The organism is Rhodococcus sp. T7 (genome assembly GCF_009872365.1).
Lineage (GTDB): Bacteria > Actinomycetota > Actinomycetes > Mycobacteriales > Mycobacteriaceae > Rhodococcus_F.
This window is the reverse complement of record NZ_WXYH01000328.1, coordinates 23,243-47,576: the sequence shown is the minus strand read 5'-3', so window position 1 is coordinate 47,576 and position 24,334 is coordinate 23,243. Positions and strand designations below refer to the sequence as shown.

The 24,334-nt window shown below is 69.2% G+C and carries 23 protein-coding genes; 6 read left to right on the top strand and 17 right to left on the bottom strand.

What is annotated here, in order from left to right; translation table 11 throughout:
* Window positions 1-16: 16 nt before the first annotated feature.
* The 10 genes from panC to MLGJGCBP_RS28010 form a co-directional block, all read right to left on the bottom strand.
* Window positions 17-952, bottom strand: a complete 936-nt coding sequence (gene panC / locus MLGJGCBP_RS28055; protein WP_124391742.1) for a pantoate--beta-alanine ligase — start codon at window positions 950-952, stop codon at window positions 17-19.
* Window positions 953-957: 5 nt separating this feature from the next.
* A complete protein-coding gene (locus MLGJGCBP_RS28050) occupies window positions 958-1,884 on the bottom strand; it encodes a Rossmann-like and DUF2520 domain-containing protein (protein ID WP_087559767.1) in 927 nt (308 codons plus the stop codon).
* A gap of 147 nt (window positions 1,885-2,031) precedes the next feature.
* The gene (locus tag MLGJGCBP_RS28045) at window positions 2,032-2,997 is read right to left on the bottom strand and encodes a DUF6779 domain-containing protein (RefSeq protein ID WP_160099585.1); all 966 of its coding nucleotides are present in this window, start codon (window positions 2,995-2,997) and stop codon (window positions 2,032-2,034) included.
* A 70-nt stretch (window positions 2,998-3,067) separates the two neighbouring features.
* Entirely contained in the window at window positions 3,068-3,535 is a 468-nt protein-coding gene (locus tag MLGJGCBP_RS28040; RefSeq protein ID WP_179220319.1) for a DUF3180 domain-containing protein, read from the bottom strand.
* Between the two features lie 20 nt (window positions 3,536-3,555).
* Window positions 3,556-4,068: a 2-amino-4-hydroxy-6-hydroxymethyldihydropteridine diphosphokinase gene (gene folK, locus MLGJGCBP_RS28035; RefSeq protein ID WP_087559770.1), complete on the bottom strand. Its 513-nt coding sequence runs from the start codon at window positions 4,066-4,068 to the stop codon at window positions 3,556-3,558.
* On the bottom strand, window positions 4,065-4,427 hold the full coding sequence (gene folB / locus MLGJGCBP_RS28030; protein WP_087559822.1) for a dihydroneopterin aldolase: 363 nt from the start codon (window positions 4,425-4,427) through the stop codon (window positions 4,065-4,067). The genes folK and folB overlap by 4 nt, the downstream gene beginning before the upstream one ends.
* Window positions 4,420-5,277, bottom strand: a complete 858-nt coding sequence (folP, locus tag MLGJGCBP_RS28025; protein WP_087559771.1) for a dihydropteroate synthase — start codon at window positions 5,275-5,277, stop codon at window positions 4,420-4,422. The genes folB and folP overlap by 8 nt, the downstream gene beginning before the upstream one ends.
* Complete coding sequence (folE, locus tag MLGJGCBP_RS28020; RefSeq protein ID WP_043826734.1) at window positions 5,274-5,891, bottom strand: GTP cyclohydrolase I FolE; 618 nt, start codon at window positions 5,889-5,891, stop codon at window positions 5,274-5,276. The genes folP and folE overlap by 4 nt, the downstream gene beginning before the upstream one ends.
* A 60-nt stretch (window positions 5,892-5,951) precedes the next feature.
* The gene (gene ftsH / locus MLGJGCBP_RS28015) at window positions 5,952-8,243 is read right to left on the bottom strand and encodes an ATP-dependent zinc metalloprotease FtsH (protein ID WP_160099583.1); all 2,292 of its coding nucleotides are present in this window, start codon (window positions 8,241-8,243) and stop codon (window positions 5,952-5,954) included.
* Window positions 8,244-8,455: 212 nt separating this feature from the next.
* Window positions 8,456-9,802 (bottom strand): amidase, encoded by a 1,347-nt coding sequence (locus MLGJGCBP_RS28010; RefSeq protein WP_160099581.1) that lies wholly within the window; start codon window positions 9,800-9,802, stop codon window positions 8,456-8,458.
* Window positions 9,803-9,966: 164 nt separating this feature from the next.
* Between MLGJGCBP_RS28010 and MLGJGCBP_RS28005 the strand changes: the two genes are divergently transcribed.
* Window positions 9,967-12,069, top strand: coding sequence for a serine/threonine-protein kinase (locus MLGJGCBP_RS28005; RefSeq protein WP_087559774.1), 2,103 nt, complete (start codon window positions 9,967-9,969; stop codon window positions 12,067-12,069).
* A gap of 10 nt (window positions 12,070-12,079) precedes the next feature.
* Here the strand turns inward: MLGJGCBP_RS28005 and hpt are convergent, their stop codons facing one another.
* From hpt to dacB, 4 genes are read right to left on the bottom strand one after another with little or no spacing between them, the layout of a single operon-like run.
* Window positions 12,080-12,634 (bottom strand): hypoxanthine phosphoribosyltransferase, encoded by a 555-nt coding sequence (gene hpt, locus MLGJGCBP_RS28000; RefSeq protein WP_072947351.1) that lies wholly within the window; start codon window positions 12,632-12,634, stop codon window positions 12,080-12,082.
* A 4-nt stretch (window positions 12,635-12,638) separates the two neighbouring features.
* Window positions 12,639-13,619, bottom strand: a complete 981-nt coding sequence (gene tilS / locus MLGJGCBP_RS27995) for a tRNA lysidine(34) synthetase TilS (RefSeq protein WP_160099579.1) — start codon at window positions 13,617-13,619, stop codon at window positions 12,639-12,641.
* Window positions 13,620-13,638: 19 nt separating this feature from the next.
* Window positions 13,639-14,685, bottom strand: coding sequence for a zinc-dependent metalloprotease (locus MLGJGCBP_RS27990; RefSeq protein ID WP_087559776.1), 1,047 nt, complete (start codon window positions 14,683-14,685; stop codon window positions 13,639-13,641).
* Window positions 14,685-16,070 carry a D-alanyl-D-alanine carboxypeptidase/D-alanyl-D-alanine endopeptidase gene (dacB, locus tag MLGJGCBP_RS27985; protein WP_160099617.1) on the bottom strand — a complete coding sequence of 462 codons (1,386 nt, stop codon included), beginning with the start codon at window positions 16,068-16,070 and terminating at the stop codon, window positions 14,685-14,687. Before dacB ends, MLGJGCBP_RS27990 begins: the two co-directional genes overlap by 1 nt.
* Window positions 16,071-16,201: 131 nt before the next feature.
* Between dacB and MLGJGCBP_RS27980 the strand changes: the two genes are divergently transcribed.
* A complete protein-coding gene (locus MLGJGCBP_RS27980) occupies window positions 16,202-16,693 on the top strand; it encodes an inorganic diphosphatase (protein ID WP_124391753.1) in 492 nt (163 codons plus the stop codon).
* Between the two features lie 70 nt (window positions 16,694-16,763).
* Here MLGJGCBP_RS27980 and MLGJGCBP_RS27975 read toward each other — a convergent pair whose 3' ends face one another.
* A complete protein-coding gene (locus tag MLGJGCBP_RS27975; protein WP_087559779.1) occupies window positions 16,764-18,422 on the bottom strand; it encodes an MDR family MFS transporter in 1,659 nt (552 codons plus the stop codon).
* 125 nt (window positions 18,423-18,547) lie between these two features.
* Window positions 18,548-19,378, bottom strand: a complete 831-nt coding sequence (locus MLGJGCBP_RS27970) for a crotonase/enoyl-CoA hydratase family protein (protein WP_160099577.1) — start codon at window positions 19,376-19,378, stop codon at window positions 18,548-18,550.
* 81 nt (window positions 19,379-19,459) lie between these two features.
* On the opposite strand from MLGJGCBP_RS27970, the gene MLGJGCBP_RS27965 reads away from it, so the two are divergent.
* Both MLGJGCBP_RS27965 and MLGJGCBP_RS27960 read left to right on the top strand, forming a co-directional pair.
* On the top strand, window positions 19,460-20,779 hold the full coding sequence (locus MLGJGCBP_RS27965; RefSeq protein WP_160099575.1) for a monooxygenase: 1,320 nt from the start codon (window positions 19,460-19,462) through the stop codon (window positions 20,777-20,779).
* 75 nt (window positions 20,780-20,854) lie between these two features.
* Entirely contained in the window at window positions 20,855-21,922 is a 1,068-nt protein-coding gene (locus MLGJGCBP_RS27960; protein ID WP_160099573.1) for an alpha/beta fold hydrolase, read from the top strand.
* Window positions 21,923-21,972: 50 nt separating this feature from the next.
* Here the strand turns inward: MLGJGCBP_RS27960 and MLGJGCBP_RS27955 are convergent, their stop codons facing one another.
* The gene (locus MLGJGCBP_RS27955) at window positions 21,973-22,551 is read right to left on the bottom strand and encodes a TetR/AcrR family transcriptional regulator (protein ID WP_160099615.1); all 579 of its coding nucleotides are present in this window, start codon (window positions 22,549-22,551) and stop codon (window positions 21,973-21,975) included.
* A gap of 124 nt (window positions 22,552-22,675) precedes the next feature.
* On the opposite strand from MLGJGCBP_RS27955, the gene MLGJGCBP_RS27950 reads away from it, so the two are divergent.
* Together MLGJGCBP_RS27950 and MLGJGCBP_RS27945 are read left to right on the top strand one after the other, a co-directional pair.
* Window positions 22,676-23,767 carry a hypothetical protein gene (locus tag MLGJGCBP_RS27950; RefSeq protein WP_160099571.1) on the top strand — a complete coding sequence of 364 codons (1,092 nt, stop codon included), beginning with the start codon at window positions 22,676-22,678 and terminating at the stop codon, window positions 23,765-23,767.
* A gap of 34 nt (window positions 23,768-23,801) precedes the next feature.
* On the top strand, window positions 23,802-24,275 hold the full coding sequence (locus MLGJGCBP_RS27945) for a YbaK/EbsC family protein (RefSeq protein ID WP_087559784.1): 474 nt from the start codon (window positions 23,802-23,804) through the stop codon (window positions 24,273-24,275).
* The last annotated feature ends 59 nt before the right edge of the window (window positions 24,276-24,334 follow it).

Sequence of the window (24,334 nt, the reverse complement as noted above, 5' to 3'; positions counted from 1 at the left end):
TCCGGTCCTTACTCTTCTAGCGGGAAAGAAGTTCGTCTGTCACCGACGCGTCCGACGCCTCGGTGTCACGTTCGAGGAAACCGGTGCCGACGGCGACACCGACGTTGTCGATCAGGCGGGTGTTGCCGAGTTTGGCGGCGACGAGCAGCCTGCCGTCGCCTCGTTCGGGGGCCGGACCGAGGTCGACGCCCCGAACCTCGAGGTAGTCGACCTCCACCTCGGGGGTGGACGCCAGCACCTCGCGCGCGGTGGCGAGGATCGCCTCGGCGCCACCGGCCGCGGCATGGGCACCGGCGATCAGGGCCGCGGACAGCGTCGTCGCCGCGTTCCGCTGATCCTCGTCGAGGTAGCGGTTCCGCGAGGACAACGCGAGTCCGTCGTGTTCACGCACCGTCGGCACCCCGAAGATGCGGACATCGAAGTTCAGGTCGGTCACCATCTGCCGGATCAGCGTCAGCTGCTGGTAGTCCTTCTCGCCGAAGTACGCGACGTGCGGTGCGGCGATCTGCAGCAGCTTGGCGACGACGGTGAGCATGCCCGCGAAGTGCGTGGGCCTGGACGCGCCCTCCAGCTCCGCGCCCAGCGGTCCGGGATGGATCGTCGTCCGCGGACCGGCCGGGTACATGGTGGCCGCCGTCGGCACGAACGCCAGCTCGACTCCGGCCTCACGCAGCAGTTCGAGGTCGGCGTCGACAGTGCGCGGGTAGGCGTCGAGGTCTTCGCCGGCACCGAACTGCAGCGGGTTGACGAAGATCGAGACGATCACCACCGCGCCGGTGAGCTTGGCCTGCCGCACCAACTCCAGGTGACCCGTGTGGAGGGCTCCCATCGTGGGCACAAGCGCGACCTGGCGGCCGACGCCGCGCAGCGCCTTCGAGACCCGGGTCAGCACACTCGGGTCGTGGTGCACGGTCAGTTCGCCGCGCTTGTATCCGCCCTGCAGATCGCTCACGGGGCTCACCTCCGGTCTTCCAGGATGTCCAGCAGTTCAGATGTCGCGCCGGCGCGCTGCGCCGACCTCAGTGAGAGGGCCCGGTAGCCGGCCGCAATCCGCGGATCGACTTCCTCGAGGACGCGCAGATGTGTGGCCACCGCCTCGGAGTCACCCCGGGCGACGGGCCCGGTGAGCGCCGCAGGCCCGCGGCGCAAGGCGTTGTCGAGCGCCGCCGACAGCAGCGGCTGGAGAACTCGTTCGGCGAGGCCGTTCGGATCGTCGCCGATCAACTCCTGGCCGAGCAGTTCCTCGCCTTCGAGCGCGACCCGCAGCGCAGCCACGGCGTCGACGACGAGCGTGACCAGGTGATTGCTGCCGTGAGCGAGTGCGGCGTGGTACAGCGGCCGCATGTCCTCGCGGACCCTCACCGGCTCACCGCCGATCTCCAGGACCAGCGACTGCGCGATCGCGTAGCCGATGTCGTCGGCGGCGGTGATACCGAAACAGGCGGACGCGAGACGAACCGTGTCCTCGTCGTGACCGGTGAACGTCATCGCAGGGTGGATCGCGAGCGGAACGACACCCTGCTCGGTGAGGGGGCCGAGGATGCCGATGCCGTTCGCGCCGGACGTGTGGGCCACGATCGCGCGACCCGGCACGGCACCGGTTGAGGCCAGCCCTGCGATCAGCGAGGGCAGTTCGGAGTCCGGGACTGCGAGAATGAGCAGTTCGGAGCGGGCCGCGACCTCTGCGACCGGCAGAATCTCCGTTTCGGGGAGCCGGGTGCGTGCCCGATGCCGTGACGCGTCGGAGACGGCCGAGCAGGCGACGACCACGTGACCCGCCCGCTCCAACGCGGCACCGATTGCTGTTCCGACCCGGCCTGCGGAGACGATTCCTACCGTCAATCTCGCAGGCGCAGGGCCATTAGTGATCCCGAAAGAGGTCACCTTCGTCCTCTCGTTCGTTCCAGTCCCGCTCGGCGGGTACCAGACGTTCCACGGTGAGGATAGCCCGGCGCGAACTCACCACGCCATGAGCAGGCAGAGTGATATATGCCTCACACAATGCGGGTTGATCCCCGGGCGAGTCCGGACCTATTCGGCGCGGCGACGCCTGCCGCCGGCGCTCTGGGACGCCCCGGACGCCGACTGCATGTTGGCCATGATCTCGGCGACGGACAGCCCGTTCGAGTGCGCGCCCGAAGTCTCGTCCTCCTCGGCCGCCCGCCTGCGGCCCCGCCGCCCCTCGGGCTCCGGTTCGGCCGCCTCGGGCTCCGTGGGCTCTGGTTCCGGCTCGACGACCGGCTGGGGCGCGACCTTCGCGACAGGTGCGGGCGCGGCGACCGTTGCGGTCTTGGCGACCGGCTCCGGCGTGGGCTCAGGCTCGGGTTCGACCTCGATCTCGGGTTCGGTCTGTCCGGCACCGGCAGGCTCGACGATGGACGTCTCGGCAGTGACCGGATCGTCGTCGGGATTCGCGAAATGCGAGGACTGCGCGGAACCGCTCTGATGCCCGGCGCCCGCCGCGTGCCCCGCACCCGGGACGTACAGGCCCGACGCGGCCGGCTGATAGCTGCTGTACGAGCGGCCTGCCAGTTCCTGCACCCGCGTCGAATCCGCCCGCAGCGCGATCCGTTCGGTCGGCATCGCGCCGTCGAACAGTGCCTCGAGATTCTTGCGGAGCGACGACAGTTCGGCGCGCAGCGCGGCGAGTTCCTCTGCATCGGCGCGCACTTCGCTGCGCACCCGCTTCTCGACGGTGAGCTCGTATTCGCGCCGTGCCGAGATCTCCCGCTCGAGCTGCAACTCGTAGACGGTCTGCAGGTCGCTGACCTTCGCCTTGTCGAGCGCCGACTCGCGCCGGTACTTCGTCATGGCGATGGCACCGACCGTGGCGGCCCAGAGCGCGGCCACCAGCCCCACCCGCAGGAGTTGGACGCTGTCACTGAAGATCAGGAAGAGGGACGCGATCACCGCGAGGGCGAGCAAACCCGCAACGATCATCTGGCTCGCGCTGCGCCTCTTGCGGCGCGCAGACTTGAGGCGACCAGGATTCGTCATGGTGCCAAGGGTACTTGGCCGCGAAGGGTGCGCCGCGCATTCCATCCGACCTGCGGCGATCCCCTGTGCCCTAATGCGCGGGCTCGTCCGAGGGGTCGTCGGGGGTGCGGCAGCAATGTTCCAGCCACAGCGCGGCGCCGACGAGCGCCAGTGCCGCGACGAGACCGACCCACGCGCCGGGAGTATCCGAGGCGGCTGCGCGCAGCACCGACTGCTGCGGAAGCAGATACAGCAGGACGCCTCCCCACACCCCGGCCGTCGCGGCGCCCACGAGTGCGGATGCCTTGGCCAGAGCGGCAACCCGGGCGGCGGTGATCGGGTGCAACTGGCGCGGCCCGTCGCCCACCTGATGGTTGCTGACCCGGGATCGCACCATGAACGCGAGCACGACCTCGATCAGCGCGACCGGATACAGCGACGCCCCGGCGTACACGGGGATGGGCGGGAACGATCCGTAGAACACGCGCACCAGGATCCAGGTGGCGGCGACGGCGAGCGCGGCAAGGAACAGCAGATCCCAGATGCGGGTGGGTTTCATCGTGCCCGTCGGTTCCGGCTTCATCGCGACCGCCGGTCCAGGGCGAGGTCCGTCCGGTGCACACCGGACCGCTCTTCGTCGTCCAGCAGCGGCAGCAGCGCGTCCACACGGGTGGTCGTGCCGTCGACCGGCAACACGGCGTCCGGTTCGACGTCCAGCCACGGAATCAGCACGAAGGCGCGTTCGTGCGCTCGCGGGTGCGGCAACGTCAGTTCCGGGTCGTCGCTGCGGACGTCGTCGCACGTGACCACGTCGACGTCGAGCGTCCGCGGACCCCATCGTTCGACCCGCACCCGGTCGGCGGCGGCCTCGAGTTCCTGCCCACGCCGCAGCCAGCCGTAGCCGTCGAGTGCGGGATCGTCGACGACGAGGACCGCGTTGAGGAAGTCCTGCTGCTCGACGCCGCCCCACGGTGCCGTCGAATACACCGGGGAGACCGCAACGACCGCGTCACCCAGACCGTCGAGGACGGACTGCAGGTGGGCAAGGCTGTCGCCGACGTTCGACCCGATCGACAGCACCGCGCGACTCATGGTCTCGACCTGTGCGCCACCACCGCGACGTCCGCGAAGGTCAGCGGGATCGGCGCGGACGGCTTGTGCAACACCACCTCGGTGCTCCGGACGCGGGGGTCGGTCATCACCCCGTCCGCGATCTCGGCGGCGACGGTCTCGATGAGGTCCCGGGAGGGGCCCGCGATGATCGCGGCCGCGCGTTCGGCGAGGCCGCCGTAGTCCAGGGTGTCGTCGAGGTCGTCCGACGCCGCGGCGGGCGCGAGGTCCATCCAGACGGTGATGTCGACGTAGAAGTCCTGACCGTCCCGCTTCTCGTGGTCGAAGACACCGTGATTGCCGCGAACCTTCAATCCGCGCAACTCGATTCGATCACTCACGTCCGGCTGCACCCCTCGTCCAGGCCTCGGCGACCGCGATGGCGTCGAGGGAGGCCTGCGCGTCGTGCACGCGCACTCCCCACGCTCCGTGGGTCGCGGCGAGCGCCGACACGACGGCGGTCGCGGTCTCCCGGCCCGCGGGGGGACGGGGTTCGCCGTCCGCATCCGCGAGCAGCGAACCCAGGAACCGCTTGCGGGATGCGCCGACGAGAACGGGGAATCCCAGCTCGTTGAACTCGGGCAGCGCCTTCAGCAGCGCCCAGTTGTGATCGGAGTTCTTCGCGAAACCGAGACCCGGATCCAGCACCAGCGAGCCCGGATCCACCCCGGCCTTCACGGCAAGGTCGACCTGCGTCATCAGTTCGTCCCGGACCTCACGGACCACGTCGTCGTAGTGGTCGGCGGTGCCGCGGTGCACGTAGTCGCCGGCCGAACGCCAATGCATCAGGATCCACGGAACTCCGGCGTCCGCGACCACCGACGCCATCGCCGCATCGGCCCGGCCACCGGCCACGTCGTTGATGATCGACGCGCCCGCCTCGATCGCGGCCTCCGCGACGGAGGCCCGCATCGTGTCGACGCTCACGCAGATGCCCTCGGCGACCAGGTCCGCGATGACGGGTGCGACCCGTCCGGCCTCGACGTCGGGATCGACCCGCGCCGCGCCCGGCCGGGTGGACTCGCCGCCGACGTCGACGATGTCGACGCCGAGACGCTTCAGCGCGAGACCGCGTTCGAGCGCCGCGTCACGGTCGAGGAAGCGTCCGCCGTCGGAGAAGGAATCGGTGGTGACGTTGAGAATCCCCATCACCACGGTGCGGCCCGGGGAGGGCAGCTCGATCACGGTCACTTCCGCAGAATAAGGTCCAGAGCCTCGGAACGTGAGGCCGCGCTGGACTGGAGCAGACCACGCACCGCAGAGGTGGTGGTACTCGCACCAGGCTTGCGGATCCCCCGCATCGCCATGCACAGGTGCTCGGCCTCGATGACCACGATCGCACCGCGCGGATCGAGCTTGCGCATGACGGCGTCGGCGATCTGACTGGTCAGACGCTCCTGGACCTGCGGGCGCTTGGCATACAGATCGACCACGCGGGCCAGCTTCGACAGCCCGGTGACCTTGCCCGTCCGGCCCGGGATGTACCCGACGTGCGCGACCCCGTGGAACGACACGAGATGGTGTTCACACGTGGAGTACAGCGGAATGTCGCGGACCAGCACCAACTCCTGGTGGCCCTCGTCGAACGTCGTGTTCAACACGGTGTCCGGGTCGGTGTACAGGCCCGCGAAGACCTCGCGGTACGACCGCGCCACGCGGGCGGGCGTATCGCGGAGTCCGGGACGATCCGGGTCTTCACCGATCGCGATCAGCAGTTCCCGCACCGCAGCCTCGGCCCGCGGCTGATCGAACACCCGGCCTGTCTCGAGTGCCACGGGCTCACTACCGAGATGATTCACCGACAACCGAAACTCCTCCAGTACCGGGACCGATCGTCCCGAAGCAACAGCCTAGTGTCGGGCGGATCAGTTCGATCCGTCCGGTCCTTTCCAGGCCCTCGTCTGCGCGTCGTCGTCCCCGGTGCCCCGCTGCTCGTGCGGCGGATTCCACTGGTTCCCCGGACCCTGGTTGGTGCCCGGGCCCTGGTTTCCGGGGTACTGCCCCTCCGGATTCTGGTTGCCCGGATCGCGCGGCGGCCAGCCCGGAGCCGACCATCCGGCGGGGGCGCCGTAGTCGGGACGCGGCTGCTGCGTCATGCCGCCCTGCGGCCTGGCCGGAGTGGGCTGCGAGTAGCCGTTGGCCGGCGACGGCTGCGGGTACTGCTGCTGAGGCGGGGCCGACTGCGACTGCTGCTGCGCGAACACCGGTTCGGCCTGCTGGGGCCACGGCTCGCCACGCTCGGTCGCGAGTTCCCGCGGCGTCTTGACCGGCGGCTTGTCGGACGGAGTCCGGTGGCCGAAGTCGTTGAACGCCGTGATCCGGGGGCGCTTCTCGACGCTGTGGAAGATCTTCTCGAGATCCTTGCGGGTGAGGGTCTCGCGCTCGAGCAGTTCGGTCGCCAGGATGTCCAGCACGTCGCGGTACTCGTTGAGGATCGCCCACGCCTCGGTGTGCGCCGCCTCGATGAGGTTGCGGACCTCTTCGTCGATCTCGCGCGCGACCTCGTGGGAGTAGTCGGACTGCTGCCCCATCGACCGGCCCAGGAACGGGTCGCCGCCCTCCTGGCCGTACCGCACCGCACCCAGCCTGGCGCTCATGCCGTACTCGGTGACCATCGACCGGGCGATCTTTGTCGCCATGTCGATGTCGGAGGATGCGCCGGTGGTGGGCTCGTGGAACACGAGTTCCTCGGCGGCGCGGCCACCCATCGCCATGACCAGGCGTGCAATCATCTCGGACCGCGTCATCAGGCCCTTGTCGTCCTCGGGCACCGTCATCGCGTGACCACCGGTGCGGCCACGGGCCAGGATGGTGACCTTGTAGACCGGCTCGATGTCGGGCATCGCCCACGCGGCGAGCGTGTGCCCGCCCTCGTGGTACGCGGTGATCTTCTTCTCGTGCTCGCTGATGATGCGGCTCTTGCGGCGGGGGCCGCCGACGACCCGGTCGACGGACTCCTCGAGCGAGGCCTCCGTGATGACGGTGCCGTTCTCGCGGGCGGTGAGCAGCGCGGCCTCGTTGATGACGTTGGCCAGATCCGCGCCCGACATTCCGACGGTGCGCTTGGCCAGGCCCTCGAGGTCGGCGTGCTGATCGATCGGCTTGCCCTGCGAGTGAACCTTCAGGATGGCGCGTCGGCCGGCGAGGTCGGGGGCGCCGACCGGGATCTGCCGGTCGAAGCGGCCCGGGCGCAGCAGCGCCGGGTCCAGGATGTCGGGGCGGTTGGTGGCGGCGATCAGGATGACGCCGGTGCGGTCACCGAAACCGTCCATCTCGACGAGCAACTGGTTGAGGGTCTGCTCACGCTCGTCGTGACCGCCACCGAGACCGGCGCCACGCTGACGTCCGACGGCGTCGATCTCGTCGACGAAGATGATGCAGGGGCTGTTCTGCTTGGCCTGGTCGAACATGTCGCGCACACGGGACGCACCGACACCGACGAACATCTCGACGAAGTCCGAACCGGAGATCGTGAAGAAGGGGACACCGGCCTCGCCTGCTACCGCGCGGGCGAGCAGAGTCTTACCGGTTCCGGGCGGACCGTATAGCAGGACGCCCTTGGGAATCTTCGCGCCCAATGCCTGGTAGCGCGCCGGATTCTGCAGGAAGTCCTTGATCTCGTACAGCTCTTCGACCGCCTCGTCCGCACCCGCGACGTCGGCGAACGTGGTCTTCGGCATGTCCTTGTTGAGCTGCTTGGCCTTGGATTTGCCGAAGCCCATTACGCCGCCGCGACCGCCGCCCTGCATGCGGCTCATCACGAAGAAGAAGATGCCGAGCAGGATCACCATCGGCAGCACGAACAGCAGGATCGACGTGAGCCAGCTCTCCTGCGTGACCGTGGTGTTGTAGCTCTGCAGCCCCTTGTCGGAGATCTCGTTGAAGATCTGCTCGGACGCCGACGCCGGGTACTTGGCAAGGATCTCGGTCTTGCCGTCGGTGGCGTCGTTGCCGTCCTTCAGCCACAGGCGCACCTGCTGCTCCCGGTCGTCGATCTGCGCCTTGTCGACGTTGTTCGCGTCGAGTTGCGCGATCGCCACGGAGGTGTCGACACCCTTGAATCCGCGCGTGTCGTTGCCGAAGTAGCTGAAGGCGTAGATCACCAGCAGGATGCCGGCAACTATCGCCAGGTTTCGAAACACAGTCTTACGGTTCATACAGGTCGGCCGAGATGGCCGGTCCTTTCGAGAGTGCGGGTCTTCCGGGTGCGCCTTCCGGCTGCCAACCGGACAAACCAGGTTACCGCGAAGGCACCCCGGCGACTCCAGGTAGCAGCCAACCGCTGTCGCGAGCGGTCGCTATTTCGTTCAACGCACGCGGCGGCCCATCGGTTCCCTCCGCCTCGATCCGGGTCCGGATGTGCGCGAGTTCACCGCGTGGGCGCGACCCTCGGCCAGCCGCCGCCGACCCGCTCGATGTGCGCGGCCAGGGCCAGGATCCTGGCCTCGCCACCGGGCGGCGCCGCGATCTGCACGGCCAGCGGGGTGCCCGAATGCGAGTGCGTGCCGACGGGGACACTGGCCGCCGGCCAGCCGACGAGATTCCACAGCGCGCTGAGCGGGGCGTACCGCACGTTGGCCACGATGTTCGACAACCACGACCGCTCGCTCCACGTCGTCGCCGCGAGCGGCGGCTGTGCGAGCGCCGGGGTGATCACGACGTCGTAGTTCTCGAAGAAGGCGCGCAGCGAGTCCTCGAGCCTGTTCACCTGCTCCGGGCGGACGAACCGGCCGAGTGCGCGGCCCAGCGCGACGTGCCTGCGGGTCCGCGGCTGCAGTCGCCTGCGGTCGAGGCCCTTCGCGTCGGCGGCCGTTCCCGCCGTCCAGCGGGCGAGAACCGGAATCAGGTTGATTGGGTACGGCAACGTCGCGGGCTCCACGTCGTGGCCCGAGCCGGTCAGTTCCGTCCCCGCGCGCACGGCCGCGTCCCGCCACTGCGGATCGACCGTCGCCAGGAACGTCGGCGACCCCGACGCCACCGCGATCCGCAGCGGCTCCGACGGCCCGATCCGCGCGAGTTCGGGACGGTCGGCGATCACGGACAGCATGAGGGCGGCGTCGTCGACGGTCGTGGCGATGGGCCCGTTCTCGGCCATGCCGAACCACGAGGTGGCGCCGAGTTCGGACGGCACGACTCCCCTGCCCGGTTTGATGCCGAACACTCCGCAGTTGGCCGAGGGGATGCGGATCGAACCCAGACCGTCGGTCCCGTGTGCCAGCGGCACCATTCCCGCGGCGACGGCGGCGGCGGCTCCCCCGGACGAGCCGCCGCAGGTCCGCGACGGATTCCACGGGTTGCGGGTGATGTGCCCGGGCGCGTCGGTGGTTCCCCACACCGCCAGTTCGGGAAGAGTCGTCAGGCCCACGACGACCGCTCCCGCCGCACGCAGTCGCGCCACGACCGGATGGTCGGCGGCCTTCGGTTCGGCGCTGGTCGCGCCCGATCCCTCGCGCATAGGCCACCCGGCCACGGGGATGACGTCCTTGATCGCGACGGGCACTCCGGCCAGTGGAAGGGTGGCCAGATCCGGTCGGCGGGACAGGGCGAGCGCTTCGGCTCGGGCCTGGTCGCCGAGGACGGCGGCGAACGCCTGGATCTTCGGTTCACGCTCCGCGATGGCCGCGAGCGCGGCCTCGACCTGCTCCATCGGGCTCGAGACGCCCGAGCGGACCTGCTCGGCGACGACGACGGCTGAGGTGAACGGGGAGTCCCCCATCACCTGAGTATATGGTGCAGCGCAGCAGCAATTTCGAGTATTCGCGCTGGATACGGCAGGTCTGCGGGGTTACCATTCGCTTGTCCCTGGATGGGACTCTTCACACCGCTCCAGACAACCTCGATGTGCCCAGAGAACCCGCCCAGTAGAACCCTCGATGTGCAATGACCAGAGGAAACGGGTCGGGCAGAGACGGATCGGCCGCTGGATCGGACTCTGCCGAACGGACCGTCGGAGTCACGAACTCCGAACACGAGAGCAGCGAAGCGACGGTCGCGGCCGGCCCGCCGACGGTGACGGCTGAGCAAACCCGGTCCGCACGGACGATAACCGCCGAGCAGACCGCACTCGCCGAGCAGACCGCCGCGGCCGAACAAACCGCTGCCGCGGAACAGACCGCGGAGGCCGGTCCGACCGTGACCGCCCGGCAGCCGGACACGCTCATCACCATGCCGCCGGGCAATGCGGCGCTCGACGACGTGGAGGTCGGGCAGCAGGTCGACGACTTCGATCTGCTGATGAGTTTGGGCAGCGGCGCGTTCGGCCGCGTGTTCCTCGCACGTCAGCGGTCGATGCAGCGTCTCGTGGCGGTGAAGATCTCCCACGACAAGGGGAACGAGCCGCAGACCCTCGCGAAGCTCGATCACGACTACATCGTCCGCGTGTTCGACCAGCGGCTGCTCGCGGACCGCGAACTGCGCCTGCTCTACATGCAGTACCTGCCGGGTGGCACCCTGCTGCGGGTTCTGCGGCGGGTGCGCGTCACGCCCGAGCAGGAGCGGACCGGCAGCCTGCTGCTCGACGTCGTCGACGAGGAGATGCGGGAGAAGGGCGAGCTCAGGCCCACCGACTCGAGTGTGCGGGACGAGATCGCGTCGCTCACCTGGCCCGAGACGATCGCGTGGCTGGGACGGCGACTGGCCGAGGCCCTCGACTACGCCGGTAAACGGGGCGTCCTGCACCGCGACATCAAACCCGCCAACATCCTGCTGACGGCGGAGGGTGTGCCCAAGCTCGCCGATTTCAACATCAGTTTCAGCGACTCCGTCACCGGGGCGTCACCGCTCGCCTACTTCGGCGGGTCCCTGGCCTACATGTCCCCCGAGCAACTGGAGGCGTGTCACCGCGGAATGCCGGGAACGGCGGCGGACCTCGACACCCGCAGCGATATTTTCGCGCTCGGGGTGATGCTGTGGGAGCTGATGTGCGGGCGGCGCCCGTTCCAGGACGAGGACGTGTCGAGCGAGTCGCTCGCCGCGCTCGAGGCGATGCTGGACAGCCGCAGCCGGGACGTCGACCCGGAGTTCCTGGACCAGTTGCCCGCCGACTGCCCGCCGTCGCTGCGCCGGGTACTGCTGACGTGTCTGGCGCCGAAGCCGGAGGACCGGTGGTCGACGGGCGCCGAACTGGCCCAGCAGTTCGACCTGTGCCTGAACCCGCGGGCCCGTGATCTCGTCGATCCGCCGCCGAACAGTTGGCGCATGCGGTTGCGCCGGTTCGCCCTCCCGATTCTGGTTTTCGGTATCGCGGTGCCGAACGCCCTCGCGGGTGCGTACAACTATCACCACAACAAGATGCTGATCATCAGCAATCTGACGCCGGAGGCGCAGCAGTCGTTCGAGGGGATCCAGTTGGTGATCAACTCGATCGCGTTCCCGTTGGGCGCGATCATGCTGCTCTACTGGTGCCGCTACCCGCTGCTGGTTCCGCGGGGTCTGCGCAAGGGCCGGACGTACGACCGCCAGACCCTGGCCCGTGCGCGCACCGACACGTTGCTGCTCGGCGACCGCGTGGTGCTCGTGGTGTTCGGGTTGTGGGTGATCGCGGGAATCGCCTATCCGATTTCCCTGCAATTGGCGGCGGGGAACGTGCCGCCGGGCGCGTACGTGCACTTCATCGCGTCGCTGATCGTGTGCGGTGCCGTGTCGGTGGCGTACCCGTTCTTCGTGGTGGCGTTCTTCGCGGTGCGCTGCATCTACCCGACCCTGCTACCGCAGGACATCGCGAGCAGCGCCGACGCGCACAAACTGCGGGGCCTCGACCGCCGCAGCACGCTGTATCTCGCGGTGGCCGCGTCGGTTCCGCTGGCCGGTGTGGCCGGGGTGACGTTCCTGTCGCCCGACGAGATCACGCTGGTGATCATCGCCGTCCGCATTCTGTGCGTCGGTGGCATCTTCGCGTTCGTCGGCGTGTACTGGCTGTTCCGGCAGCTGGAGCAGGATCTGCGGGCCCTGGAACTCGCCGTGTCCCACGAAACCGCCCGCTGACGGGCTGGGTTCAGCCGCCGTAGACGGAGGGCTCGAGCGTTCCGATGTACGGCAGGTCGCGGTACCGCTCGGCGTAGTCGAGGCCGTATCCGACGACGAACTCGTTGGGAATGTCGAAGCCGACGTTCGCGACGTTGATGTCGACCTTGATGGCGTCGGGCTTGCGCAGCAACGTGACGACCTCGAGCGACGCCGGGTTCCGCGTCGAGAGGTTGCGCATCAGCCAGGACAGTGTGAGACCGGAGTCGATGATGTCCTCGACGATCAGCACGTGGCGGCCGGCGATGTCCTTGTCGAGGTCCTTGAGGATGCGCACGACACCCGAGGACGACGTGGACGACCCGTAGGAGCTGACGGCCATGAACTCCATCTGGGTGGGGATGGGGAGGGCCCGCGCGAAGTCGGTCATGAAGAAGATGGCGCCCTTGAGGACACCCACCAGGAGCAGATCCCCTTCCGGGGCGCCCTCCGGGTAGCGCTTGGCGATCTCCTCGGCCAGTTCGACGGTACGTCGACGGATCTCGTCCTCGGAGATCAGTACCGATGCGATGTCGCCTTCGTACACGCGATCAAACCCTTCGTCGGTCGTCCAATCCGACGTTCAGCCTGCCACGTCGCCGTCGGACCACCAACCTCGCGTCCGGTGTTCCGCCCCCGACCGCCACCTGTCCCTGCCCCCGCCATCGGGCGACGAGGTCGTCCACGGCCCGCAACTGGGTGTCTCCGAGACCGCGCGCACCGGCCGCGAGGAGCCAGCTACGCAGTACCCGCCTGCGGACGGGCGGCGCCGACAGGGCGAGAAGCGCTGCGTCGATTTCCCCGTCCACCACGACTTTCGCTTCGGCGTCGGCGGCCACCGCGTCGAGGACCGCCCCCTCCTCGCGCAGGTGTTCCCCGGTGCGGGCGAGGGCCCCGGCGACGCCGCCGCCGAGGACGTCCTCCAGCAGCGGCAGCACCTCGGTGCGCAGCCGCACCCGGACGAAGTCGGGTGAGGCGTTGTGCGGATCCTCGTGCGGGCTGAGGCCTAGTTCCGCGCAGGTCTGCCGGGTCACCGCGCGTCGCACGTCCAGCAGCGGCCTGCCCCACGGACTGTCGTAGGGGCTCATCCCCCAGATGGATCGACCGCCCGAACCGCGAGACAGGCCCAGCAACACCGTTTCGGCCTGATCGTCGAGGGTGTGTCCCAGCAGCACCGGGCGGGTTCCGCGCGCCGAGTCGAGGGCCCGGTAGCGGGCCTGCCGGGCGGCGGCCTCCAGCCCGCCGGATCCGGTCACGTCGACGGGAAGCACCTCGGCGGACACACAGCCGAGGTCCCGGGCGCGCTCTGCCGCCTCGTCGGCGACGGTTGCTGACCCCGGTTGCAGCCGGTGATCGACGACCAGGGCAGTAACCGAACGCGCCTCGGCGGCGGCCGCCGCGGTCAGGGCCAGCGAATCGGCGCCACCCGACAGCGCGACCGCGACGTCGCCGTCCGGGGCGTGTGCCACGATCCAGCGCCGCACGGCGTGACGAACCTCGAGGATCGCCGGTTCCTCGGGAAGCACTGTCACCGGCTCAGCCCTTCGCGAATCAGCCCAGCACCCGGGACACCCAGGCGTCCGGCGCGTCGATCTCCGCGAGGCGGGGCAACGTGTCGGGTCCGGTCCACACGACGTTGAACCGGTCCATCCCGACCTTGTCCACGACGGCGTCGACGAACGCCTTACCGCGCACGTACTGCGCCATCTTCGCGTCCATCCCGAGCAGCGCCCGGATGAGGCGCTGCACCGGGTTGCTCTTGCGGCGGCGCCTGCTGTCGAAGGCCGCGCGGATGGCGGCCACCGACGGCACGACCGCGGGACCGACCGCGTCCATCACGTGGTCCGCGTGTCCCTCGAGGAGGGTTCCGAGCACCAGCAGGCGGTCGAGTGCGTCACGCTGCGGCTCGGCCTGGGTCGCGCGCAGGAGTCCGACGATGCCGCCCGGTGCACCCGACTCGTCGGGCTCCGTGCGCCCGCGGTCGCGCAGCGCGGAGGACAACCGGCCGACGATGTCGGTGATCGACTCGTCCTCGGCGGATCCGAGGGTCTCCACCGATTCCTGCATGTACCCGGTGAGCCACGGTGACGACGAGAACTGCACCCGGTGCGTCACCTCGTGCAGGCACACCCAGAGCCGGAAGTCGCTGGGCTGCACCCGCAGTGTGCGCTCCACGGCCACCACGTTGGGCGCGACGAGCAGCAGGGTTCCGTTGTCGCCGGTGAACGGGTCGTACTGGCCGAGGATCGCCGAGGACAGGTAGGCGAGCATCGCCCCGGCCTGAATGCCCGCCGGCTTGCCGAGCAGCATGCCGGGGGCGGCGTCGCCGCCGGTGAGTTGCGACATCGAATGCGCGGCTGCGTGGATCCACCCCGCCCGGTCGAGGATCTGGGCGGTGGGCACCGGCAGTCCGTCGGCGAGTCCGGTGACTTCCCGCACGGGCAGTTCCGCACGCATCGACGCGTCGGCCAGTTCCGCGACCACGGTCTCGGCCGTATACCGCGACGTGGCCGGCCCGCTGCGCGCCAGCCTCACCCCCGTCCTGGCTGCGAGTTTCCAGTCGACGGCACCGCTGAAGGCGTTTCCTTCGGCGGCCATCACTGGCACCCGCACGTGCGGAGCGCGGCCGCAAGTGCGTCGAGTGCGGGACGGCTGACCTCCGGCGGGCGGTCGTTGGACATCAGCGCGAACGTGAGGACGCGCCCGTTCTGGTCCACCACGTAGCCGGCGAGGGCGCTGGCCGTGGACAGGGTGCCGGTCTTCGCGCGCACCCATCCGGCGCCGGTGCGGTTGCCCGACGCGTACCGGTCCGACAGGCTGCCCGTGGCGCCTGCCACCGGCAGGTAGTCGAGCATCGGCCGCAGGGCGGGATTCCCCTCCCCGGCGGCGGCCGTCAGGACCTGGTCGAGCGTGTGCGGTGCGATGAGGTCGTCGACAGACAGCCCGCTCGCGTCGTGCAAGGTGAGCCCCGACAGATCGAATCCGGCGCCGGTCAGGGTCTGGCCGATGGTCGCGACGGCGCCCGCGAACGATGCTTCTGCGCCGGCATTCATGGCAACCTCCCGCCCGATCGCTTCGGCAAGCACATTGTCCGAGTGTTCCATCATCTGCCGCAACCGGTCGCGCAGCGGCGCGGACTGCACACTCGCGACAGTAGCGGCGCCGGGTGCCGCGACCCCCGACGCGACCGCCGAGGGGTCGACACCGAGCGCACCGGCCAGCGTCCGCCCGGCGTCGAGCGCGGGCGTCGAACTGCGCGGCGACTCGTCCACGAGCGGGTCGGCGCGTCCGCCGTCGATCATGATCGGCTCGGTGGGGGTGATGAATCCGGCGCCGACATCGGTCGGGAACCATCCCTGCGCCATGGTGTCGCCCGAGTAGATGCTCGTGTCGACCACGATGCGCGTCACCTGGATGCCCGCATTGCGGATCTGATCGACCAGTTGCGAGATGTGCGCCGCACCCGGGTAGTAGCCGTTCTCCCCGACCGGCTTCGCGGTGAGAGTGGGATCACCACCGGCGACGAGGACGATCTCCCCGGGAGCCGCCCCCTGCACCACCGTCGTCGTGACGCGGTGATCGGACGGCAGCGACAGCAGCGCGGATCCGGCGGTGAGGACCTTGGTGGTGGACGCAGGCGTCATCGGGGTCTGCGGGTTGACGCTCCACAGCACCTGGCCGGTGACGGCGTCGGCGACCGTTCCGCTGAACTTGCCGAGGTCCGGGTTGGCGGCGGCCGGACCGACCGCGGCGGCAATCCCCTGCGCGCTCGGCATCGGCGCGTCGTCCGGGACCGGCGTGACCTGCGGGGCCGCGATGATCGGAGCCGGTTCGGGGACGATCGTCAGTTCGCCGCGCCCCGCCGACGCGTTGTGCGCGCTCACCGCGACCACCAGCACGGCGGCCATCGCGAGCACCACGACGACGACCGACGCGAACAGAATTCGCATGTTCCGACGGTGGCGTCCCGCCAACGAGCCCATCTTCTTCTTTCCCTGGCCCGGCAACGCGCCTCCGTCTTCACTGTGATTCGTGGGTGGTCAGACAACCAACCTTATCCTCGACCCGATATCCTCTCCCCGAATCATCATCGACACGACAGCGAGGAATCGGCGTGGAGTTCGACGTCACCATCGAGATCCCCAAGGGTCAGCGAAACAAGTACGAGGTCGACCACGTGACCGGTCGCGTGAAGCTGGACCGCTACCTGTACACCGCGTTCGGCTACCCGGCCGACTACGGCTTCATCGAGAACACCCTCGGCGAGGACGGCGACCCGCTGGACGCGCTGGTCCTGCTCCCCGAGTCGGTGTTCCCCGGCGTCATCGTCGAGGCACGCCCCGTGGGCATGTTCAAGATGGTCGACGAGGCCGGCGGCGACGACAAGGTGCTGTGCGTGCCTGCCGGTGACCCGCGCTGGGACCACATCCAGGACATCGGCGACGTTCCGCAGTTCGAACTGGACGCCATCAAGCACTTCTTCGTCCACTACAAGGACCTCGAGCCGGGCAAGCACGTCGAGGGCGCCGACTGGGTCGGGCTCGCCGAGGCGAAGGCGGAGGTCGAGGCGTCGATCAAGCGTCTGAAGGACAACGGCGGGCACTGAGCCCTCCCGACGTTCGCGGCGACGGCGTCCAGTTCCCCGGTCATCGGGTGGGCTGGGCGCCGTTGCCGTCTCACTCCCCCGCGTCGCCCCGTGCCGCGGCCTGGAGTCCGGACTCGCTGCGGAGGGGCACTTCCTTCCACAGCACGGTGAGGACGAATGCGACGACGGCGAGCATCGACACGGTGAGGAAGACGGATCCGATGGCGTCGGCGAATCCTTCCCGGAAGGGCAGGGCGAGCACGTCGTCGAGCCTTCCGATCACCGAACTGTCCGTGAGGACGCCGCTGACGCCTGCGTGGTCGGGGCTGAGCATTCCCTGACCCATGGCGGCCTCGGCGGGGTCGTTGCTCTGCGCGGCGGCGACCACGGCCCGCCGGAAGTCGGACGTGCCCGCTGCGGCCGTCACCCGCTCGCCGATGGCCGGGGTGAGGCGGGAGAAGAGGATCGACAGGAAGATCGCGACGCCTGCGGTGCCGCCGATCTGCCGGAAGAAGGTGGCCGCTCCGGTCGACACTCCCATGTCCTGCGGCGGCAGGGCGTTCTGAATGGCGAGGGTGAGCGGCTGCATCAGGTTTCCGAGACCGAGTCCCAGGATCAGCATGAACGCCATCACGACGGGCATCGGGGTGTCCGCTGCCAGCGTGTGCAGCAGGAACGCGCCGACCGCGATGAGGGCGGTCCCCAGGATCGGGAAGTACCGGTAACGCCCGGTCCGCGAAATCATCTGGCCGCTCACCACCGAACCCGCCATGAGGCCGAGGACCATCGGCAGGATCTGGAATCCGGCGAGGGTGGGGCTCGAGCCTTTCACCACCTGCAGGTACTGGGGCAGGAGGCTGATGCCGCCGAACATGACGGCGCCCACGACGAGGCTGATGACGACGCCGAGCGCGAAAGTGCTGTTGCGGAAGAAGCGCATCGGGATGAGTGCGTCGTCTTTCATCGCGAGTTCCACGAGCACGAACGCCAGCACGCCGAGGACGCCGATCACATAGCACACCAACGACTTCGAGTTGTCCCATCCCCAGGTATGCCCCTGTTCGGCGACGATGAGCAACGGCACGACCCCCACCGCGAGGGCGATCGCGCCCCACCAGTCGATCCGCCGGCTTCCGCCCGATCGTCGCGGGAGGTGCAGCACCCGGGAGACGACGGTGAGCGCGACCAGCCCGACGGGCACGTTGACCAGGAAAACCCAACGCCAGCCGTCGATTCCGAGGATCGCGTCCTGCCCGGCGAACAGTCCGCCGAGGACCGGCCCGAGCACGCTGGACGTGCCGAACACGGCCAGGAAGTAGCCCTGGTACTTGGCACGCTCACGCGGGGAGACGATGTCGCCGATGATGGTGAGCGCCAACGAGAACAGACCGCCGGCGCCGAGTCCCTGCACCGCGCGGAAGGCCGCGAGCATGTACATCGACGTCGAGAACGTACACAGCACCGAGCCGATCACGAACACCGTGATGGCGAACATGAAGAACGGTTTGCGGCCGTAGATGTCGGACAGCTTGCCGTAGAGCGGCGTCGCCAGGGTGGCGGTGACGAGGTAGGCGGTGGTGGCCCACGCCTGCAGCGAGTAGCCGTCGAGGTCGTCGGCGATGGTGCGGATCGCCGTCGCCACGATCGTCTGATCGAGCGCGGCGAGGAACATGCCGAGCATCAACCCGCTGAGTACAGCCAGGATCTGCCGGTGGGTGTAGGCCACCGGCGTTTCGACCGAATTCGACACTGTATCCTCGCTGCGCTGGTCGTTTACTTGTAGTCGGCAAGTATGCGAGCGCAGCGAGGACTCGGGCAACTGATGGACTGGGCTTTACCTGCGGATAAGCGTCCACCGCCGACGGTGCGGACTGATTACTCGCCCTTGAAGTCGGGGGTGCGCTTCTCGAAGACGGCGGTGATCGCCTCGGTCAGGTCCTGTGACGGCAGGAACGCGGCGTTCCACGCGGCGACATAGCGCAGGCTGTCGTCGACGGCGGCCGCCCGGGAGTGGTCGAGGACGTCCTTGATGCCGTGCACGACGAGCGGCGGGTTCGCCGCGATCTCGCCTGCGGTGGCGTGCGCGGCCGCGAGGACGGCGTCGGCGTCCGCGTAGACACCGTTGACGAGACCGATCTTCTCCGCATGACCCGCGCCGATGTCCTTGCCGGTGAGTGCGAGTTCCCGCAGATGTCCGTCGCCGATGATGGCGGGCAGCCGGGCGAAGCTGCCCATGTCGGCGACGATCGCGACCTTCACCTCACGGATGCTGAACTGGGCGTCCGCGCTGGCGTACCGGATGTCGCACGCGGAGATGAGGTCGACGCCGCCGCCGATGCACCAGCCCTGGATTGCCGCGACCACCGGCTTGCGGCAGTCGGCGACCGCGTTGATGCCGGACTGCATCCGCTTGATCATGTCGTGGAACGCGGTGCGCGGGCCCGCCTGCGCCTTGTCCGCGAGGACGGAACCGAAGCTGCCGCTCATGGCGGGCAGGTCGAGGCCGAAGGAGAAGTTCTTGCCCGAGCCGGCGACCACCACGGCCCGCACGTCGGGATCGGAGTCGAGTTCACCGAAGATCTCGGGAAGCTCGCTCCAGAAATCCGGCCCCATCGCGTTGCCCTTACCGGGCCCGATGAGCGTCACCTGCGCGACGTGATCCTTGCGCTCGACGGTGAACGCATTCCAGGTCTTCTGTTCGGTCATTACTCGAGAGTAACCTCCGCTCGCCGGTGTCCGGCGAAATACCCTGGAGGTCTCTGCACCGTCTGCGAACGGACAGCCGCGATGACGCACCGGACGACCCCGGATGGCGACGCCGTGGTCGTCGGCGCCGGAATGGGCGGTCTGCTGGCCGCGGCGGCGCTCGGCAGCACGTTCCGCAACGTCGTCGTCCTCGACCGCGACGTCCTGCCCGACGAGGCCACGGCGCGCCGGTGTGTGCCGCAGGCCCGGCACGTGCACGCCCTCCTCGCCGGTGGGCAGGCCGCGATGGAAGACCTCCTGCCGGGCCTGGTGCCCGAACTCCTGGCGCTCGGCGCCACTGCGGGCGACGCGCTCGGCGACATCCGGTGGATCGTCGACGGGCATCGGATGGCCCGCGGGACCAGCGGGGTTCCCGGCATTCTCGCGAGCAGGCCGCTGGTCGAGTGGCAGGTGCGCCGACGGGTCCGGGCCCTGCCGAACGTGCGGATCCTGGACCGTTCCGACGTCACAGGCCTCGCCCTGGACGGCGGAGAAGTGACCGGCGTGACCGTGCAGCACCGGGGCGGGGTTCCGCCGGAGGTCGTCGGGGCCGATCTCGTCGTGGACTCGTCGGGCCGCAGTTCGCAGAGTGTCGCCCGGCTCGGCGCGCTGGGGTTTTCGCCGCCGTCCGAGTCGCAGGTGGCCGTGGACGTCAGCTACGCGACGAGACACTTCCGGCTCGATCCGCCGCACCTCGACGGCGATTCCGGCATCGGGATGGCGCCGGGACCGTCGAGTCCGCGGAGTGGATTCATGGGCGTACAGGAGAACGGCACGTGGATCGTCACGCTGGCCGGGTACGGCGACGACGTGCCGCCGCTGGATCCGGACGGGTTCCTCGATTTCGTGAAGTCGTTCCCGGCCCCGGATATGTACGACGCCTTGCTCACCGCCGTGCCGGTGGACGACGGCGTGCGCTACCGGATCCCGACGACCGTCCGGCGGCACTATTCGGCGGACGATCTGCCGTCGAATTATCTGCCGTTCGCGGACGCCGTCTGCTCGTTCAATCCCATCTACGGTCAGGGGATGAGCGTCGCCGCGGTGGAGGCGCAGATCTTGCGGGACTGCCTGCGGTCGGGGCGGGCGCATCTCGCTCGCCAGTTCCTGCGGCGGGCGAACCGGTGCATCGATGCGGCGTGGAATCTCACCGTCGACAACGACCTCCGGATCCCGGCCGTGCCGGGACGACGGTCGGCGCGGGTCCGGTCGGTCAATGCGTACGCGGCCCGGCTCGATAGGGCGGCGTCCGTCGATCCGGCGGTGGGCGCGGCGTTTCTCCGGGTGACGCATCTTCTGGACCGGCCGGGCGCGCTGCTGCGGCCGGCGACCGTGCTGCGAGTTCTGCTCGCCTCCCGCTGACGGACCACCGCAGGATTACCTGTATGTTGACGTCACAGATACCTGAAGGATCTGCGCCGCCACGAGAGGAAATCCGTGCTCGACATCGCCTGGAACCCGACGCTGAACACGCTGACCCGCAACGCCTGGCGACTGTCCTTCGGCGGCGGCATCGCGCCCGTCCAGCGCACCCCGTCGACGCGCATCCACGAGGCACCCCATCAGGACCTGTATCGGTTCGACGGTTCCGAGACCGACGACGACCGGCCCATCCTGCTCGTGCCGCCACTCGCCGCGCCCGCACAGTGCTTCGACCTCCGGCCGGGCCAGAGCCTGGCCGCGCACCTGGTCGGGTCGGGCAAGGCCACATATCTCGTCGACTACGGAACGATGGGCTACGCCGACCGCGGCCTGGGGTTCGAGGACTGGGTGGACGACTTCATCCCCGCCGCCGTCGACCGGGTGTCCCGGCTCCACGACGGCGCACCCGTCGACCTGATCGGCTGGAGCCTCGGCGGAACGATGTCGCTGCTCACAGCCGCGGGCCGAAGCGATCTGCCGATCGGTTCGGTGACCGCGATCGGCACGCCGATCGACTACGAGTCGGTGACCATGATCGCGCCGCTGCGGGCCGTCGGCCGGTTCACCGGCGACCGCCCCCTCACCACCGCCACGGGCGCGATGGGCGGACTGCCCGCGCCGCTGGTCCAGGCCAGCTACCGCTTCACCGCACTCCAGCGCGAGCTCACCAAGCCGTGGTTCATCGCGCGGAACCTGCACGACACCGAGACCCTGGCCCGCATGGAGTCCATCGACCGGTTCATGGCCGACATGCCGGGATACCCCGCACGCTTCTTCCGCCAGGTCTGCACGCAGCTGATCCTCGGGAACGCACTCACCGAGGAAAGCTTCGAGACCCGGAACGGCGCGATCACGCTGGCCGATCTGACGGTGCCGGTCCTCGCGATCGGCGGCACCGAGGACGTCATCGCCCCGATCCCGTCGGTCCGGGCGGCGACGGACGTGCTCACCGGGTCACCGTCGGTGCGGTTCGAGTCCGCGCCGGGCAGCCACCTGGGACTCGTCGCGGGCCCGAAGGCCAAGGACTCCACGTGGGCGCACATCGGCGGCTTCCTCGACGGGGTCGTCGCACAGACCGCCTGAAATCACACCAGCCCGGCCCGGGCTGTTCAGACGAGCCCGGCCCGGGCTGTTCAGACGAGCCCGGCCCGGGCGACCGCACCGGCGAACAACGCGGTGACCGCGGCGCCCATCGTCGGCTGGTCCACTTCCTCCGGGTCGACGGAGTGTTCGAGCACGAGGCCGGAGATGAGGGCCATCAGCGAGATGGCCGTGGTGCGGACGTCGAACGTGTCGTCGACTCCCCACTCCCGCGCGCGCTCGCCGATCAATTCGACGAGCCGTCCCCGGAGTTGCCGCCGCTCCCGCAGGTAGGCCTGCGCGATCTGCGGGTCGCGGGCGGCGAGCACGCCGAATTCGAGTACCAGCAGCAACCACCCCGGCTCGCGCACCATCCACGACGCGACGGCCTCCCCGCCCTTGCCCGCGGCGTCCGTGGGATTCATGCCGGCGATCTCGGCGAGCACCCGTCCCGCCAGTTCGAGTGAGCGCGCCGCGAAGAGTTCCGCGAACAGGTCCTGCTTCGATTCGAAGTTCGAATAGACCGCGCCCTTGGTGAATCCGGCCCGGCGAGCGACCTCGGCGAGCCGGGCCGCACTGAATCCGCGTTCCGCGAATTCCTCCGCCGCCGCGTCGAGGAGGCGCTGCCGCACGACGTCGCGACCGGGACGCGTCGTCGGCGCCCATTCGGTGTGACGACTGTCCCGTTGACGTTCTTCAGTCACGATACCTAGGGTATTCAATACCCACGGTATCGACAAGGATCAAGGACGTCCGATGACCACCACCGCCAGCGAAACCACCACCCCGGCTCCCGTGCACCACGACAGCCCGGTGTCGAAGTACGGCGCGCCCAAGGTGATGGCCGCGCTGGTCTTCGGCGTTCTCCTCCTCCAACTCGGCTTCATCCTCAGCTACGTGGCCGCGTTCCATCAGCCCACGCCCCGCGACATCGAGGTCGGGGTCGTCGCCGCGGCGGGACTGCCCGCCGGGACGGACCAGCAGGTCGCCGACCGGCTCGACGCGATCGACGGCAACCCGCTCCGCGCACGCGTCGTCTCGGACACCGCGGAAGGCCGCCGCCTCCTCCACGACCGTGAGATCCAGGGCGCGTTCGTTGTGAATCCCGTCGGCCCCGACACCCTGATCACGGCGAGCGCGGGTGGCAGTTCCATCTCCAGCGCGCTCGAATCGGTCTTCACCCAGGTGGAGAACAGTCAGGGTCGCGAGTTCACGGTTCGCGACGAGATTCCCGTCGGCGCGCACGACAACCGCGGCCTGTCCGGTTTCTATCTGGCGGTCGGATGGGTGGTCGGCGGCTACCTGCTCGCGGCCGCGATCGGCCTGTTCATCGGCGCCCCGCGGACGCTGCGCCAAGCGTCGGCGCACACGGCCGTCCTGTTCGGCTACGCCCTGCTCTCCGGCGCGCTCGGCGCCCTGATCACGACGCACGTGCTCGGCACGTTCGCGGGTCACTGGTTCCCGCTGTGGCTCCTCGGGACCGGTGTCGTCTTCGGCACGGCGGTGTTCACGCTCGGCCTGCGCGCCTCGGTCGGCATCCTCGCGGTGCCGCTCGCGATCGCCGTCTTCGTCATCCTGGGCAATCCCAGCGCAGGCGGCGCGTTCGGTTCGAACGTCATCCCCACGTTCTACGCGGCCATCGGGCGGTGGATCACTCCCGGCGCGGGTACCGAGGGAATCCGTAGCATCGTGTACTTCGACGACGTGGGGCTGGGACAGCCCGCGCTCGCCCTCGCGCTGTACTCCGCGGTCGGGCTGGGACTGCTGTTCGGGTTCACCGTCCGGCGCCTCCGGAAGCTGGAATCGACTACGCCCCGTTCCGATGTCGTGTCGGAAGACGCTTCTTGATGTCGTTCCAGGGGAATGGACCTACTCTTGGTTCATGCCGACGCCCCTGCACCCCCACGCCGCGCATGTCGCCGAGACTCTGATCGCGCGAGGGCACCATGGGGTGATCGTGACCCAGCCCGACTCCACCCACACCGCGGCCGAGGCGGCGGAGTCCCTGGGGGTCGATGTCGGCGCCATCACCAAGTCGCTGGTGTTCCTCCTCGACGACGACCCGATCCTGCTCCTCGTATCGGGGGCGCACGAGGTGGACCTGGCGAACACCGGCAAACGACTGCAGGGAAATTTGACCCAGGCGCCCCTCGACATGGTGCGGATCGCGACGGGGCAGCCGATCGGCGGTATCGCCCCGCTCGGCCATCCCACGAACCTCCCGACCTACGTCGACAACGCCCTGTCGGAGTACCCGGAACTGTGGGCGGCCGCCGGTCACCCGGACACCGTCTTCCGCACGTCGTTCTCGGAGTTGGTCCGGATCACCGCGGGCCTGGCGATCGACGTCGACTGAATACCGGGCGGTTCCCGCCCTTATAGTTGACGTCAGATCTCGTGAACGAGTGACACAGC